Here is a 16,654-nt window from a genome sequence, read left to right as displayed (position 1 = left end):
CTAATCTCCTATATATTTATCTAAAATTTTTAAAGTCTCTGATACTGAATTACTATTTAACACTTTACTTGCTAATTCACTTAAGTCAGACATTGTATATCTTCTTAGTAAGTACTTAATTCGAAGGGAAGCACTAGGAACCATACTTAAAGATCTAAATCCAAGTCCAATAAGAATCAAAGCCCCAGCCTCGTCCCCTCCAAGTTCACCACAAACAGAAACATCAATGCAAGCACTATTACCAGCATCAAGAACATTCTTAATTAGCTTCAAAACAGCAGAATTATATTTATCGTATAAATTTGATATCTTCTGATTACCCCGATCTACAGCTAAAGTATACTGAGTTAAATCATTAGTACCAATGCTAAAGAAATCTAATCTCCGAGCAAATTCAGAAGCCATCAAAGCCGCTGCAGGAACTTCTATCATACAACCAACTTCCAAATTTTCATCAAAAGGCAAACCCCTAGACCTTAAATTCATTTTAGCCTTATCTACAAAATAGTCAATTATATCAATCTCCTCATATCTAGTAAGCATAGGAACCATAATTCTTATTTTGCCGTAATAACTAGCCCTAAAAATTGCATTAAACTGACTTTGTATTAAATCTTCATAGTCCATATACATTCTAAGAGCACGGTATCCTAGAAAAGGATTATCTTCCTTCGAAAAATTAAAATATGGAATCTCCTTATCTCCTCCAATATCAAGAGTACGAATAGTAACAACACCTTTCTTCTCAAGAGTTTCCACAACTCTCTTATAAGCTTCAAACTGTTCATCTTCTGTTGGTGGCTTTACAGATTCCATATATAAAAACTCTGTCCTAAAAAGCCCTATACCATCAAGCCCATATTTATTAACATAAAACATATCTGAAGGAGTTCCAATATTAGCCTTAAGAGATATTTTAATATCATCTTTTGTTTTTGCATCTTGGTTCTTTAATGTAAAAAGTTCCCTTTCATGCTCATTATACTTTAATATTTTATGCGCATATTTATCGAGTTCACTGGATGAAGGATTACCAATAACTAGTGAAGACAACCCATCAATTATTAACTGCTCACCCTCTTTAATTTTAGCAATATCAAGAGGTTTCATAACAAGAGCCGGAAGCCCCATCGTTCTTGCCAAAATAGCAGCATGGGAAGTCTCACCACCAACCGCAGTCACAAATCCCTTAACATAACTTAAATCAACTTGTATTGTATCAGAAGGCGTCAATTCTTCAGTAATCAGAACTACATCTCTCTTAATCTCAGAGAGATCTGTCACATGACCTAAAATGTTTGCAATAAGCCTATTCCTAATATCCTTAAAATCAGCAGCTCTCTCTTTTAAATAAGCATCTGTATATTCTTCTACACTTGAAATCAATTCCTTGAAAGATAAATAAACAGCATAAGCGGCACCATAATTTTCATGTTTAATAAAGCTTATAACAGAATCAGAAAGTTCGTCATCTTCAATAACCAACATCTGCCCTTCAAAAATACCTTCCTTATCAGCACCAAGCTGTTCCACAGCCTTTTTTGTAAGATCCTTAAGCACAGATATAGACTTTGATTTAGCATCATTAAATTTTTTTATCTCACCATCAATTTGAAGAGAAGTAATTTTTGACTTATCAATGAATTTATCAAAATCTTTCTTAATAAAAAGAGCCTCTCCTATACCTATCCCTTTAGATATTCTTTTCCCCAATAAAGTCATATCAACCTTCCACACTTACTCTTTAAAAGATTCAATAAGCTCAACAAGTTCAGTAACAGCTTTCTCTTCATCATCACCCTCAGCACAAACCATAAGTTTCTTACCAGAAGATAATTCTAAGGTCTGTAATCGAAACAAACTTTTTCCACTAACAGATTTTCCATCAGCTTCGATAGTTATATCGCTAACATACTCTTTAGCCTTTTTTACAAACGTTGATGCTGGTCTAACATGCAAACCATTAACAGCTTTAATTGTAGCTTCTTTTTTCACCATAAGCTTAAGCCCCTTATTTGAATAATTATTTTTTGATTAAGTTATTAACAAATAAATATTATAATGCATAAAACCAAATTGATAAATTAATTCTCCTTCTTTTATATTAAAACTATACCAAAATAACAGCAATTATTTAATAGTGCTAATTTTCATAATATTAAAAACTAAATAATATATCAAAATAAAAATTTTTTATAAGCCTTAAACTCCTCTCTCCTAAATTAAAGTTTTTAACATCTCGAATATGCTTGTCTAACATCTTAATAGAATCTTCAATTTCAACTAAAGATAAAGGTAAAGATTTATTCAGAAGTAAAACTTGCAAATCTCTTAAAGTAATAACCTTATCATTATAAAATATTTTCATTATAAAATCACTTATAATATCTCTTTTAACATTTAAAAGAACGCAAATAAAAACAATGTTCACCTCTTCTAAGATCTCAAATGAAAAAGTATCAACAAATATCTTGCTATAAAAACTCTTATTCCACAAATTTGTAATTGGAAATTTTAACTTACTCAAAAATAAAGTATGTCGACTTTGTATATAATCATCTCTGTTAATACTATAAGCATTATAAGTATAAGTTTTTTTAGTCAAAATATTTTTAAACTCAAGCTGAGCATCAAGACTTAACAACAAAGGATATAAATCAAATACTGTATTCTTATAATAAAAACCATTAGCAATATTAATACTATTTAGATATATCCTATCATTTAATTTTGAAATAAATTCATAAAATAATCTTGGAATGTTCCGCTCTCCAAATTGCAATATAGCATCATAAGTAACACATGGACCCATTTCTAAAAAATTACTCTTAAGAGAAACCTTATTAAATCTTTCAAAATTATTAATTATAAAAAAGTTATTGTTAATTTCATTTTTCATAAAAATTTCAAGATTTTTATGAAAATCAATCTCATTATAAATTACATAATTGTTTAGATCTTCATTAAATAAGCTAACAAGAGCAGTAAAACTTTCTGGATAATATACCTTCACATCACTCATTTTCTCTCTAACTCTTCCAATCGCAAATAAAGCTCTAAAAAAGTATTAACATCAAGACAATGACACTTTAATGCATTATAATATCCTACAATATCCGTTCTAATTATAACTTTACGTTTTAAAAGATAATAAAACAACAATACATTAGATGAAAAACAATTTGTACAAAAACCAAAATCATTTTCTAATAAAACCTTAAGCAAAGTCTCATAAAAGGTTGTATTTTGTAAACCCTCAACAGTAATAATGCTACGCCCATTTAACATAAAAGCTGGCACTAAAGATGAATATACAGGTTTTAAGTCTAAAAGCACTAATGAAAATTTCTTACTAATGCTTTCAATAAAGTTACGCTTACATGAATAAAAAATACTTATCAAAAGCTCTTTAGCACTTAAAGAAAGTTCAATACTTTTCGAAAGAGTCTCTCCATTCAAATTAAAGCTAATTAGTATCAATTCGCACACTCCAACTACCTAGAATATCCTTAAGAACAATAGGAGTTTTACATATATTAAAGTCAAAAGCCTGAATTAAAGCTGTTTTTATTGCAGAAACAGCTGCAATAAACAATACTCTAAAAGAAAACACAAATTCACCATCTTCAATAAATTCAAGCTCTACAGAATCAACAACATCATAAGTAATATTTCCAAATACATAGTCAACTGCCAAGTTAAAAACCGAAAATGCACGTTTATTATTTATCCTAAGTTTATCAAACTTGCCATTTTCAACAAAAAAATCAACATTACTAAACATAATATTAAAAGAATTTATTTCTATATCAATCTCAAGAGAACATGCAACATTAAATTGCTTATCTACATCTAAAACAAAGTCTCGACCAATTACAACAGGATATTCTCCCTTAAAATTTTCACCAGTAATCATGACAAGATCATCCTTAATAGCCAAAACTTCTTTTTCAATAATATAAGATTCCTTGATAAACGTATAATAAAGTCCAACATCATTTATCAAAGAACCACTAACAATAAAATTGACATTATCATAAGACAAGCTAAAAGTCCTAGCTAAAGTATTCCTTAAATAGTTCATTAAGTTGATATCTATCAATTTATAAGGAATAAATACATCTAATTTATCTTTATGTAAACTCACAGAAATAGTCTGATTACCACCTAAGAAATCAGATTCTAGACTGGAATTTAGGTTTAAAAAAGCAAATCCTACGCCTTTTCTTCTCACATCGAAAATATTATATTTGTTATTTAAGCTTATAGAAGATGACTTACGCATGATAGAATTTTTTAAATCCATTGCCTTAAAAAGCTTTAAAAAAATATTATATTCACTCTTAACATGACTGAGTAAATAACTAATAGGCTCAATTGACAAACTAACTGCAAGATTATAAAAGTTTGAATAAATAAAACTATAAATAGAAAATCCAAATAAAAATTGATTGTCATAAAAAAATACAGCATCACTCTTAGTTGATATAAAATTAATATGTATACATACATCAAAAAATAAATTACTAAACATACGCCTGAGGTAGTTAAAATAAAATTTATATAAAAAATTTAGTGGTCTATTGATTTCAAGATCTAACATAATACTAGCAAGCCTATTTTCTACTGATAGACAATTAACAACTGAAAACTTTAAACTTAAGGATTGTGTCATTAAAAAGTGTCTTTCATAATAAAGAACATTAACCTTTTGCCCAAGTTTCTTAGCAATTATTATGCCTTGTAAGATAGCATTAAAAGAAACTGAAAATAAAATGCTAACACAATCATTATTAATAGGATTAATAACAATCTTATCTTTATCAATGCAAAAATTATCACTAATAATTTGCTTTACAATAGCAATATTATCAAGGTCTGCATTAATAATTAAACTATCATCTTTAAAGCACACACTAACCAAAAGAATATCACTGCGATAACTGAAAGAATCTGAAAACTCATAATAAGAATTATAATTTCTAAACTCACCTGGTTCCTTTAAGCTAGAATCAGGCAAAACATCTGTTGGCTCAGTAATTTTTAATTTAAAAATAATACTTGCTTCTGCTTTTAATAAAGAGTCCAAGTTATCAGAATATAAAACTAAAGGAATTTGCCCTTCAAAATTTATTTTATTATCAAAAAGTTTCAAATAAAATACATTAGAATCAACAATATCAATAAACTTTAAGATAATGCCATCTTTATAACTTACATTTGAAACCTGATCTTTATATTTGTCTGAAATCTCAAAATCCTCAATGATAGAATTTTTGATATTACAACAAACTGGCAAAGCCCAAACTTCATTCATATTTCATAGCTTTATAAATAATTATTAAAATAAAAAGTCAAAAATTTACACTTTATCTTCTAATTTATTTTTCATATGTATCATTATGGCACAATACCAACAAAATTACTATTGAAAATCAAAATATGATGAACAATTGACCTAATACAACCAATAATACCTAAAAGCTTAAAATATAGATCTAAACACTTAAATTTCTTTCATATCATTATAATTTTTTTTGATAAATCCTAAAAACTATGATAGCATTAAAATTAAAATGAATATCAAATTATATCAATAGGATATTTATGGGTAAAGATAAAAAGATACTTCTAATGCTCCCTAAAACTTTTATGTTATTTTTATGTACATTACTTTTTGGAGTGTCCAAAAAAAATACAACTGATCATATAATAAATTATTCAAAGATTTATATTCCCAAGGAAGACTTAAGTGAAGATTTCAACAATGAAGAAGATACAAACTACCATAAAAAAAATGCAATTCTAAAAAGCAACGGACAATCAAGAAACAATATTTTAACAAATGAAGAATTACAACATACACAAAGCCCAAACACAAAAAATTTTTACTTAACAGAAGAAAATATAGATGACTGGCTTATAAAAAGTATAGACAACTTAAAGATTAGAATTGAAGATTACGAGAAAAAAATAGAAAATATAGAAAATATTCTAAGTCATACAAGTATAAAATCACTTAAAAAAAAGAATGAAGAATATGAATTTATAATAAAAAGCTTAAAAAAAGAAATCGAAAAGATAAAAAATCTAATTAACATAAAACAAAACTTATTGGACAATGATATTCAATCAAAAAACAGTACTTACTATAACAATGACCAAGAACATGAAGCAAATCTAAATGGATATATAGAAAATGAAGAATATAATTATCCACCTGAAGAGAACACATATGATATGTATCCCCAAGAACAAGAATATTTTAATCCAGAAAACCCAATACTAAGTGAAATTTACGATAAAATCAATAATAATAAAGATGCCATCAATGATAATATTCAAAGACTAAGTGAAATTGACAATAAAACCAATAACAATAAAGATGCCATTAATGATAATATTCAAAGACTAAGTGAAATTAACAATAAAACCAATAACAATAAAAACGCCATTAATGATAATATTCAAAGACTAAGTGAAATTAACAATAAAACCAATAACAATAAAAACGCCATTAATGATAATATTCAAAGACTAAGTGAAATTAACAATAAAACCAATAACAATAAAGATGCCATTAATGATAATATTCAAAGACTAAGTGAAATTAACAATAAAACCAATAACAATAAAAACGCCATTAATGATAATATTCAAAGACTAAGTGAAATTGACGATAAAACCAATAACAATAAAGATGCCATTAATGATAATATTCAAAGACTAAGTGAAATTGACGATAAAATCAATAACAATAAAGATGCCATTAATGATAATATTCAAAGACTAAGTGAAATTGACGATAAAATCAATAACAATAAAGATGCCATTAATGATAATATTCAAAGACTAAGTGAAATTGACGATAAAATCAATAACAATAAAGATGCCATTAATGATAATATTCAAAGACTAAGTGAAATTGACGATAAAATCAATAACAATAAAGATGCCATTAATGATAATATTCAAAGACTAAGTGAAATTGACGATAAAATCAATAACAATAAAGATGCCATTAATGATAATATTCAAAGACTAAGTGAAATTGACGATAAAATCAATAACAATAAAGATGCCATTAATGATAATATTCAAAGACTAAGTGAAATTTACGATAAAATCAATAATAATAAAGACATCCTACTAGTATTCCAAAAAGAATTAATAAATTTAAAAAATAATAATACTAAATTAAAAAATATCGAAAATAATTTATCTTCAATAGATAGAACAATAAAAGCACTCAAAGATAAGATTGAGAAAAATGAAGAATTATACAAAGAGAATAAAGATATAATTCAACAAAATCAAGACAAAACAAATATATTAAATAAAAGATTAACAGACAATGAAAATAACATTTTAACAATTAAAGAGGAATTCACAAAATATAAAAACAAAGATAATTTAACGCATAAAAATAGAGAAGTGCAATACACAAAACAGAAATTTTATCCTAAAAATAAAAAAACGATTAACAAAAATAGCATAATCAAAATTGCTGAATTCAAAATATATCCAGATACACATTCAAATAACTATAATTTCAAAGATCAAAGTAGTAGTGAATTTGATTTTAAAAAATCTAACGGATATTATATTGAAATAGAACCAACGAAAAATTTATACAGAGCAAAAGAAATTTACAAATTAATTCCAAAATATAATGTCAAAAACCATTTTATCAATCCATCATTAAAACATAAAGAGGCATTTTTTAGAAACTTAATCAAAATAGAACATACAAATGATATAAGTACTCTATACAAAAATTTATCATCAGAATTTAAAAATATAAGAATAATAAAATAAGTCTAATCATCTAAATCCACAAAAACCATAATATCAGAAAGACCAAGGATTTTAATACCCAAATCATGAGCCTTCTTCAATTTTGATCCAGGCTTTTTACCAACAAGTAAAAAATCTAAATGCTTAGTAACCGAACTGCTGAAAAGAGCACCTTTTTTAGTAATCTTTTCAACAAGAATATGTCTAGAATGACCCTCAAAAGAACCCGTAATACAAAATCTTTTTCCAAATAAAAAGGAGGAACCTACAGTACAATTAGTATTATCTTCGCCCATTTTAAACCCTAATTCTTTAAAAAAATTGAACTTATCAAGAATAGTTTTATCATTAAATGCCTCAATAATATTCAAAGCTATCCTTTCCCCTATTCCTTCAATCTTTAAAAGCTTGGCAAGAGCATCTTCTCTATTTTTGCAAAGAGTACTAATTGCATCAAAAGAGTTTAAGTTATTATTAATTAATATTAATATTGTAGTCGCTCCAAGATCTTTAATTCCCATACCAAGAAGCAACTTTCTAAACGGCCGACTTTTACTATTTTTAATTGACCGCTTCAAATTATCTACCCTTTTAAGATTAAAACCTCTCAAATGAATAAGTCTATCAAAATTAAAAGTATAAAGTTCAATCTCCGAAGATATAAACTTCATCTCAAAAAGAAATTCTATTGTTTTCTCTGCAAGCCCTACAATATTCATGCACTTCTTACTACAAAAATATTTTATCTGCTCAATTATACGATAAGGACAATGTCTATTTACACAAAAAAGATGTGCTCCTTCTTTCATTAAAGTCATTCTACATGAAGGACAATCACTAGGAATTTTAAAATTACCAACCACAAGCTTTTCTACAACAAATTGAACAGCAGGTATTACATCTCCACGCCTTGAAATTGAAACAACATCTCCAATATTTAAACCAATAGAATCTATATAATCTTGATTATGCAAACTTACATTAGTAATAAAAGCCCCAGCAATAAGTACTTTTTCTACACGTGCAACAGGAGTAATCTTACCACTACGGCCAACCTGAACAACTATATCAACCACCTTGCTAACTCCTGTGTAAGATTCAAACTTATAAGCTATTGACCACTTAGGATGATGAGAAGTATATCCCAAAATATCTCTTAAAACAAAGCTGTTAACCTTCAGCACAATACCATCTATTTCATATTCAAAAACATCTCTTTGTGCCTCTATACTTTTAACATGCCTCATAATATCATCTTGCAAGTTCATTCCATCAAAAAATCTACAAAGAGGATTAATTTTAAATCCGAATTTCCTAAGTTTATTAAAAGCATCATGATTAGTACTTAATTTAAAACTAGAATATAAGATATCATAAACAAAAATATCTAAAGGAAAATTAGCAACTTCTTTACTATTTATTCTCCTCAGTATACCTGAGGCTAAATTTCTAGCATTAACATAAGGACTTGTTAATGTTTGATTAATTTTCAAAAAATTTTCCTTAGTAATATAAATCTCACCCCGTAACACCAATTCAACCTTCTCATCAATACATAAAGGAACATTTTTAATTGTTCTAACATTCTCAGTAACATCATTACCAACCTTACCATCTCCTCTAGTCAAAGCTCTCTGAAGTATCCCATCCTTATAATAGAGAACAATTGAGCATCCATCAACTTTAGGTTCAACTGAGATGCCAGTATCAAATCTTAAGATAGAACCTTCTAAGACCATTTTATCAATCCACAATAACAATCCCTTAATATCATAAACCTTATCCAGGCTTAATACAGGAAAAGAATGTTCAACTTCTTTAAAATCATTTAAAAGATCACTCCCAAACTTAAGAGTAGGAGAATCCAAGGTTTTATACTCAGGATATTTGTTTTCCAAATCTTGAAGCCTCAAAAGAGCCTTATCATAAGTAAAATCGTTTACACTAGGTGCAGAATCAATATAATACTCTTTATTCCACTTTCTGATAATATCTCTTAAACTTAAGATTTCATCCTCTATATCTTTGATCATAAATTTAATATCAAATCTACTTAAAAATTCAAACTATATTTTAACAAAATAACGTAAATAAAAATATAAATTTCCAATCCAAATCCTTGAGTAATAAACTTATTCATATTAAACTTTATGAGTAAAAAATACAAAACAGATACTTACACATGATATTTCTCATAATATCTTTATTTATATTAAATGATTTTAATATATTATTATGTTAAAATTAAGTAAGGAGTGAGATTTGGAAGAGAACAGAAAGGCTCTGATAGTTGACGATTCCATTTTTATGAGAAAAAACTTAATCAAGATATTGAAAAAGTTAGGATTTAGCGAATTTTTTGAAGCAGAAGATGGAATAAAAGCTATTAAAGAATTCGAAAAACAAGAAGAAATTCATCTAATAACCCTTGATATAACAATGATGGGCATGGATGGTATTACAGCCCTTGAGAAAATAAATGAAGTTAACAATAAGCTTTCAAGAAAAATGAATGTATTAATGGTTACAGCACTTGGGAAGCAAGAACTCATTGCAAAAGCCTTAGAACTTGGAGCAAAAGGATACATTACAAAACCTTTCAGAGAAGATCAAATAGCAGAACAAATAAAAAGATTAAATGAGGAGCAAATTTTTGAGAACGAAAGAAGACATTTATAAAAGAACACAAATCAACACATCAAGTCCTATATCAATATTGGTAATGCTTTATGAGAAAGCAATACAAGATCTAGAAATTGCCAAAGAATTTTACAAAAATGAAGATCCAGTCAGTATAACAAAAGCTGATGAAAAAGTTTATCATGCACAAGACATAATCATTGAATTAATGTCCACACTAAATTTTGAAGATGGTGGGAATATTTCAAATAACCTATTTTCAATATATTCCTTTTTAAACAAAACATTAGAAAGTGTTACACTAGACAAAAATAGAGATAACATTCAAGAAGTTCTAAAGCACCTTAAAAGCCTGCATACAGCTTGGAAAGTACTACTTAAAAAAGAAGATAATACTATTAATAAAAAATTAGGGATAAATATTGTCAGCTAATAGAATATTAGAAATATATTTAAAAGATCTAATACTTGAACTAAAAAAACTAAAAACCATTTTAGAGTTTGAAGATAAAGAAATTAGTAAAGGAATGCTAGATATATTAGCCATCACAAACCCTGCAAAGGATATAATCTTAAACTCAATAAATAATTATTATATAACTACAAATTCATGGCTAGAGAGACAAGATAAAATACAAGAAGAAGTTAAACAATTAATCAAAGATATTTGTTTCTTAAAAGAAGAGATATGCATTCAATATCAAAATACATACAAAACCTTAAAAGAAATATTTGATCAAAAGAAAACAATACCAAAAATAAAATTCCCTAAAAATCTTTTTGATTATAATATCCCAGCTTTAGTTGATGTCAAAATATGAAAAAAATTTATCTAATCGATGCTCTAAATATAATATTTAGAAACTATCATGTAATGAAAAATAATCCTTTAACAAATAGTAAAGGACAAAATGTTAATGCATTTATTGGATTTTTCAAAACTCTTTTTTTCATAATAAAAGAAAAAAATCCAGAAAATCTAATTGTAACTTTTGATTCAGAAACGCAAACATTCAGACAAAAAAAGTATCCAAGTTACAAAGCAACAAGAGACAACCCTCCGGATAATTTGATTCCACAAATCCATTGGATAAAAGAAGGTTTAATAAAAGCAAATATTCCAATGTTTGAAATAAAAGGATATGAAGCTGACGATCTTATAGCCAGCTTTTCAAAAAAAGCAGAAAGCAATAATTACTTAACTTATATCATTTCTCCAGATAAAGATTTATTGCAATTGATGTCAAACACAACCAAAATACTTAAAATTGAAAATAGCAACTTTGTAGAAATAGATAACGATTATGTGATGAAAAAATTTGGGATAAATACATCCCAAATAAAAGATTATTTATCCATTGTTGGAGACAGATCAGATAATATACCAGGTATCAAAGGAATTGGAGAAAAAGGAGCCGCTAAGCTACTAAATGAGTTTCAAACATTAAATGGAATATACAAAAATTTAGATTCTATCAATAATAAATATAAAGAAATTTTAATAAGAGAGGAAAAAAATGCCTTCTTAAGTTATGAACTTATCAGTCTTATAGAAGATCTAGAATTACCAACACTTGAAAAATTCAAACTAGAAAACTTGAAAGAAGACATCTTTTCATTATTTGAAGAACACTCTGCAACGACTCTAATTAAATCTTACAAGGCTATATTAAAAAAAAGATATGTCACAATAAATCAAAAACAAAAATCAATTTTCGAAACAAATATGACAAAACTAAACCAAACAAGCACAAAAACTTTACAAACAACAACATCATACTCAAATACTCTTAAAACAATACAAGAAGAAAGTATTAAATATGAAACAATATTACAAAAAGATCAACTAGACTTACTAATAGAGAAACTAAAAAAAGCAAGCTATGTAGCAATAGATACAGAAACAACTTCCATTAATATCTATGAAGCACAAATAATCGGCATTTCAGTTTCATTCAAAGAATTTGAAGGCTACTACATTCCCATAGAAAATAAAGAAAAAAATTCTATCGAAAAAGAATACATAATACAAAAATTCAACGAATTTTTTAAAACAAAACCTAAACTTATTGGTCAAAACTACAAATTCGATTATAAAATACTCAAAAAACATGGATTTAATGCAATTTTCCCCTACTTTGATACAATGATAGCAGCATATATTATTAACCCAAATACAAGAGTATCTCTTGATTTTTTAGCAGAAAAGTATTTAATGCATAAAAACATCAAGTATGAAGAAATTGTAGCAAATGGTACTCTGAAAGACATACCACTTGAGATAGTCTCCAATTATTCTGCTGAAGATGCTGATATTACTTTTAGACTATTTAAAATCCTCAAAAAAAAGCTTAAAGAAGATAATCTTGAAAGTCTAATGACAGATATAGAACTACCATTTAGCAATGTCATTACAGAAATGGAAGAAAACGGAATTTACCTCGATAAAGATTACCTAAAAAAATATGCAAAAGAACTTGATAAAGAACTAAAACTAATTGAAAATGAGATAATAAAAAGTATAGGAATTGAATTTAATCTAAATTCACCCAAACAGCTGCATACAATCTTATTTGAAAAACTAAATCTGGTAATACCCAAAAATACCAAGCAAGATTCAACAGATATTAAAGTACTCGAGACAATAAAAGATCAACATGAAGCTATACCAAAACTCATACAATATAGACAACTCTCAAAGTTAAAAAATACATATACGGATAATTTAATAGAGTTTATAAATGAAAAAACGAATAAAATACATACAAACTTTATACAAACAAGAACATCAACGGGACGTATTTCAAGTACCGAACCCAACCTACAAAACATTCCAATCAAAGATGAAAAAGGACGTAGAATAAGAGAGGCCTTTAAACCTGAAGAAGGTAATATTTTTATTTCTGCTGATTATGCACAAATCGAACTTGTCATACTAGCACACCTATCGGAAGACGAATCACTCATTGAAGCATTTCAAAACAAAAAAGACATTCACATAAAAACAGCATCTCAACTTTTTAAAGTAGATGAAGAAAAAGTAACACCTTCCATGAGAAGAACAGCAAAATCAATTAATTTTGGAATAATCTACAGAATGTCAGCCTTCAGACTCTCACAAGAACTATCTATTAAAAGAGAAGAAGCTCAGAAGTTTATCAATTCATATTTCAATCTTTATTCTAAAATAAAAACTTTTATACAAAATCAAATAGAGTTTGTAAGAAAAAATGGATACAGTGAAACCCTTTTAAAAAGAAGGAGATATATAAAAGAAATTAATAGTCAAAATTACGTGGAACGATCGGGAGCTGAACGAATAGCAATAAATAGTACAATCCAAGGAAGTGCATCTGATATAATGAAAATCGCAATGATCAAAGTACATAATGAATTTAAAAGTAAAAACCTCAAGTCAAAAATACTCTTACAAGTACATGACGAGATGCTAATCGAATCACCAAAGCAAGAATGTGAAGAAGCAAAAAAAATAATAAAAGAAATGATGGAAAACTCTTATCCTTTAAAGCTACCCCTAAGAACAAATATTGAGACTGGAAAATCATGGGGAGAAATTCATCGGTAATTGGCATAACTGGTAGAATATCAACTGGCAAAGATACCGTTTCAAAAATTATTAGTAGTGAATATGGTTTTCATGAAATAAATGTAGATAAAATCGGACATATGGCCCTACAAGCAAAACAAAATAAAGTAGTTAAGACGTTTGGCAAGCAAATATTAAATAATAACAATGAAATAGACAGAGTAAAACTTCGAAATATTGTATTTAATGATAAAGCAAAACTAGAACAATTAGAAGCAATAACACATCCCCTTATATATAAAGAAGTAGAACAATTAACATCAAAGAAAAAACTTGATAGAATCATAATTAATTCTGCGCTACTTTTTAAATTAAATCTTGAAAAGTTCTGTAAGTATATATTTATAATAAAAACAAATGATGAGATAATAAAGAAAAGATTAAGCTCAAGCCGCAATCTTGATGAAAATTTAATTACCAATATCCTTAGGTGGCAAGAAGATATTTTTTTAAATAAAAAAATCATAAATTTAAAAATAATAAATATAATTAATAATAATAACTATGAACACCTAGAAAAAGAGGTTAGGGCAAAAATGAAAGAGGTAAAACTAAATGAGAGATTTTAATGAAAATAATAGTAAAGGATTTTTAGTAGCATTAACTTCAATTGTAATCGTTTGTACAATCATATTTCTTGGAATAATTACTTTTTTCCCAAACAAAGACTTAGCTTCTGATATTGCAAGTAAAAACATCATTTTACAAGAGACTAAAGATGAAAAAGGTATAGAAAATGAAAATACTGAAGCAACCTTATCAATCACTGATAAACCAAATGAAATTATAATTGACCTCACACAAGACATCAAACAAGATCAAAGTTTTAGTAGTAGGATAAATCAAAATAATAAAAAAATTATTAACAAAAAAGAACCACAAGTTATAAATCAACACGAACCTACAATAACACACAAAAAGGAAGAGACATATCAAAAAACAAAACCCATTGCAAAGACAAAGAAATCAATAAAAAAAGAACAAAATCATAATAAGTCTGATGAAAACAAATATGATCCCAGAAAAGAGTATTACATACAATTTGCATCGTTCTCAGATCCAATTTCTGCTGACAATAACATTAAAGAATTAACGAAATATAAAATAAGTGCAAAAATCTATTCAGCAACAGTAAACGACAAAGACACCTACAGGGTTAGATCTGGACCCTACAAAACCATAACCGAGGCAAAACTTGATCTTAAAAAAGTATCAGGATCAAGCGAGTTTAAGGACGCTTATATATTAACCATTAACAAATAAATTAAAATTAGAAACATACTTATGATATTTCTCCAAATAAAGCTCATGTATACTAGCACTAAAAAATATAACCTGTTTAAATTTAGCAATCTTTTTAAATGCTTTATCCAAACTGTCAAACTCTCCTAAACAACAAAAAGCTAAGATTGCATTACCAATAAGCTCGGAATGCTTAAATTCAAAAATCTTTAAATCTCTACCAATAATATTAGCTTTTAATTCAGTTAAAAATAAATTATTTGAATTAGAACCACTCACAAAAATATCTACGACATCCCTTCCAATAGACTTAAGCTGAAGAATTCTATTATAAAATGAAAAATAAGAAGACTCAAGAATTGCAACTCCAATCTGTAAAGGATTATCTATTTTACCAAAAATACCTTTATTCAAATTACCTCTTACTTGTGAATCTATTACAATACTGTCAGAAAAAACCTCCCTATTGTTTGGATAAAAACAAACATTACCTAAACCACATACCTTAGAAATTTCTTTAAGAAATTCTTCAAACGACTTTTTATTTTTAAACAATCTATCTTTAAGCAACTGCAATAAATATCCCGAAGGAACTATTCTTCCAATAACAAACAAATTATCTAAAAAATAAGGATATACCAAAGAAAAGCCTGGCAAGCATGCATCCGAGACAAAATTAAAACCTTCGCTTGTACCTGTTCTATTTGACACAATCCCAGAAAAGAATGCCCCACTTCCAACAAGCACGCTTAAATAATCCATTCCAGCATTAATTACCTCTATCCCACTATCGATGCCAAATTCACTACTAGCACTAGTAGTAACACAGCCAACACTTTCCCCCATCCTTAAGAAAGGAGGAAATTTATTCGTATCAAGATTATACTCTCTTATCTCAATATCATTCCAAATAAACGGTATATAAGACAAACTTGGATAGCTTGTAATCAGATTACCTGTAAGTAAATAAATAAAATACTCAAAACAAGATACAAAATACCTAACCTTATCATAAATCCCCCTCTCAAGTGTGCTAAGTACAAAGGGTAAGAAAGCTGATTTCCCTTGAAAATTATCAACTATCTTAGAAGAATTCCAATGTAAAACTTCCAAAGGAGTTAAATCCGAACCAAGAGCTATGAGACATGGAGAAATACCACTAATAGAAATACAATCAATTTTTTTCTCCCTAAAATTAGAAACTACTCTCTTGAAAGCAAAAAACCATATTTTGTAGTCAAAGTTCTCAAAATCAACACTAAAATAATCAAAATAGTTTACATCAAAACTCTCTAAAATCCCATGATGAGAATTAATCAAAGCAGATTTCAAAGTACTAGTACCAATATCAATACTGAGTACATTCAT

General features: G+C 27.4%; 14 protein-coding genes. 7 read left to right on the top strand and 7 right to left on the bottom strand.

Annotated elements, in window-relative coordinates; all coding sequences use genetic code 11:
• The 5 genes from ptsP to N187_RS02745 all read right to left on the bottom strand — a co-directional run bounded on the left by ptsP (position 1) and on the right by N187_RS02745 (position 5,317).
• Positions 1-1,722 carry a phosphoenolpyruvate--protein phosphotransferase gene (ptsP, locus tag N187_RS02765; protein WP_025419726.1) on the bottom strand — a complete coding sequence of 574 codons (1,722 nt, stop codon included), beginning with the start codon at positions 1,720-1,722 and terminating at the stop codon, positions 1-3.
• Between the two features lie 15 nt (positions 1,723-1,737).
• Positions 1,738-1,998, bottom strand: a complete 261-nt coding sequence (locus N187_RS02760; RefSeq protein WP_025419725.1) for an HPr family phosphocarrier protein — start codon at positions 1,996-1,998, stop codon at positions 1,738-1,740.
• A gap of 160 nt (positions 1,999-2,158) precedes the next feature.
• Positions 2,159-3,022: an FAD binding domain-containing protein gene (locus N187_RS02755; protein ID WP_025419724.1), complete on the bottom strand. Its 864-nt coding sequence runs from the start codon at positions 3,020-3,022 to the stop codon at positions 2,159-2,161.
• Complete coding sequence (locus N187_RS02750) at positions 3,019-3,480, bottom strand: hypothetical protein (RefSeq protein WP_025419723.1); 462 nt, start codon at positions 3,478-3,480, stop codon at positions 3,019-3,021. The genes N187_RS02755 and N187_RS02750 overlap by 4 nt, the downstream gene beginning before the upstream one ends.
• On the bottom strand, positions 3,467-5,317 hold the full coding sequence (locus N187_RS02745) for a hypothetical protein (RefSeq protein ID WP_038443407.1): 1,851 nt from the start codon (positions 5,315-5,317) through the stop codon (positions 3,467-3,469). Before N187_RS02745 ends, N187_RS02750 begins: the two co-directional genes overlap by 14 nt.
• 290 nt (positions 5,318-5,607) lie before the next feature.
• Between N187_RS02745 and N187_RS02740 the strand changes: the two genes are divergently transcribed.
• Complete coding sequence (locus N187_RS02740; RefSeq protein ID WP_075550323.1) at positions 5,608-7,818, top strand: coiled-coil domain-containing protein; 2,211 nt, start codon at positions 5,608-5,610, stop codon at positions 7,816-7,818.
• 2 nt (positions 7,819-7,820) lie between these two features.
• Here N187_RS02740 and ligA read toward each other — a convergent pair whose 3' ends face one another.
• The gene (gene ligA, locus N187_RS02735) at positions 7,821-9,830 is read right to left on the bottom strand and encodes an NAD-dependent DNA ligase LigA (protein ID WP_075550322.1); all 2,010 of its coding nucleotides are present in this window, start codon (positions 9,828-9,830) and stop codon (positions 7,821-7,823) included.
• A gap of 229 nt (positions 9,831-10,059) precedes the next feature.
• Between ligA and N187_RS02730 the strand changes: the two genes are divergently transcribed.
• The 6 genes from N187_RS02730 to N187_RS02705 are packed head-to-tail and all read left to right on the top strand — an operon-like array spanning position 10,060 to position 15,307.
• Positions 10,060-10,476: a response regulator gene (locus N187_RS02730; protein ID WP_075550321.1), complete on the top strand. Its 417-nt coding sequence runs from the start codon at positions 10,060-10,062 to the stop codon at positions 10,474-10,476.
• A complete protein-coding gene (fliS, locus tag N187_RS02725) occupies positions 10,451-10,870 on the top strand; it encodes a flagellar export chaperone FliS (protein WP_025419721.1) in 420 nt (139 codons plus the stop codon). Before N187_RS02730 ends, fliS begins: the two co-directional genes overlap by 26 nt.
• A complete protein-coding gene (locus N187_RS02720) occupies positions 10,860-11,258 on the top strand; it encodes a hypothetical protein (protein ID WP_025419720.1) in 399 nt (132 codons plus the stop codon). Before fliS ends, N187_RS02720 begins: the two co-directional genes overlap by 11 nt.
• On the top strand, positions 11,255-14,023 hold the full coding sequence (gene polA / locus N187_RS02715; protein ID WP_025419719.1) for a DNA polymerase I: 2,769 nt from the start codon (positions 11,255-11,257) through the stop codon (positions 14,021-14,023). Before N187_RS02720 ends, polA begins: the two co-directional genes overlap by 4 nt.
• Positions 14,002-14,613 carry a dephospho-CoA kinase gene (gene coaE, locus N187_RS02710; protein WP_025419718.1) on the top strand — a complete coding sequence of 204 codons (612 nt, stop codon included), beginning with the start codon at positions 14,002-14,004 and terminating at the stop codon, positions 14,611-14,613. Before polA ends, coaE begins: the two co-directional genes overlap by 22 nt.
• Positions 14,600-15,307, top strand: a complete 708-nt coding sequence (locus N187_RS02705) for an SPOR domain-containing protein (protein ID WP_025419717.1) — start codon at positions 14,600-14,602, stop codon at positions 15,305-15,307. The genes coaE and N187_RS02705 overlap by 14 nt, the downstream gene beginning before the upstream one ends.
• Here N187_RS02705 and N187_RS02700 read toward each other — a convergent pair.
• Positions 15,290-16,654, bottom strand: a complete 1,365-nt coding sequence (locus N187_RS02700) for a xylulokinase (RefSeq protein WP_025419716.1) — start codon at positions 16,652-16,654, stop codon at positions 15,290-15,292. The genes N187_RS02705 and N187_RS02700 overlap by 18 nt on opposite strands.

Origin of the sequence: Borrelia anserina Es (assembly GCF_001936255.1) — a bacterium.
Taxonomy (GTDB): Bacteria; Spirochaetota; Spirochaetia; order Borreliales; family Borreliaceae; genus Borrelia; species Borrelia anserina.
Note: the sequence above shows the minus strand (reverse complement) of the source record. Positions and strands in the feature narration are given on the sequence as shown.

What these genes read in the sequence shown, in the direction of transcription:
- ptsP (WP_025419726.1), bottom strand. Translation starts at nt 1,722, where the DNA reads ATGACTTTATTGGGGAAAAGAATATCTAAAGGGATAGGTATAGGAGAG.
- N187_RS02760 (WP_025419725.1), bottom strand. Translation starts at nt 1,998, where the DNA reads ATGGTGAAAAAAGAAGCTACAATTAAAGCTGTTAATGGTTTGCATGTT.
- N187_RS02755 (WP_025419724.1), bottom strand. Translation starts at nt 3,022, where the DNA reads ATGAGTGATGTGAAGGTATATTATCCAGAAAGTTTTACTGCTCTTGTT.
- N187_RS02745 (WP_038443407.1), bottom strand. Translation starts at nt 5,317, where the DNA reads ATGAATGAAGTTTGGGCTTTGCCAGTTTGTTGTAATATCAAAAATTCT.
- N187_RS02740 (WP_075550323.1), top strand. Translation starts at nt 5,608, where the DNA reads ATGGGTAAAGATAAAAAGATACTTCTAATGCTCCCTAAAACTTTTATG.
- ligA (WP_075550322.1), bottom strand. Translation starts at nt 9,830, where the DNA reads ATGATCAAAGATATAGAGGATGAAATCTTAAGTTTAAGAGATATTATC.
- polA (WP_025419719.1), top strand. Translation starts at nt 11,255, where the DNA reads ATGAAAAAAATTTATCTAATCGATGCTCTAAATATAATATTTAGAAAC.
- coaE (WP_025419718.1), top strand. Translation starts at nt 14,002, where the DNA reads ATGGGGAGAAATTCATCGGTAATTGGCATAACTGGTAGAATATCAACT.
- N187_RS02705 (WP_025419717.1), top strand. Translation starts at nt 14,600, where the DNA reads ATGAGAGATTTTAATGAAAATAATAGTAAAGGATTTTTAGTAGCATTA.
- N187_RS02700 (WP_025419716.1), bottom strand. Translation starts at nt 16,654, where the DNA reads ATGAATGTACTCAGTATTGATATTGGTACTAGTACTTTGAAATCTGCT.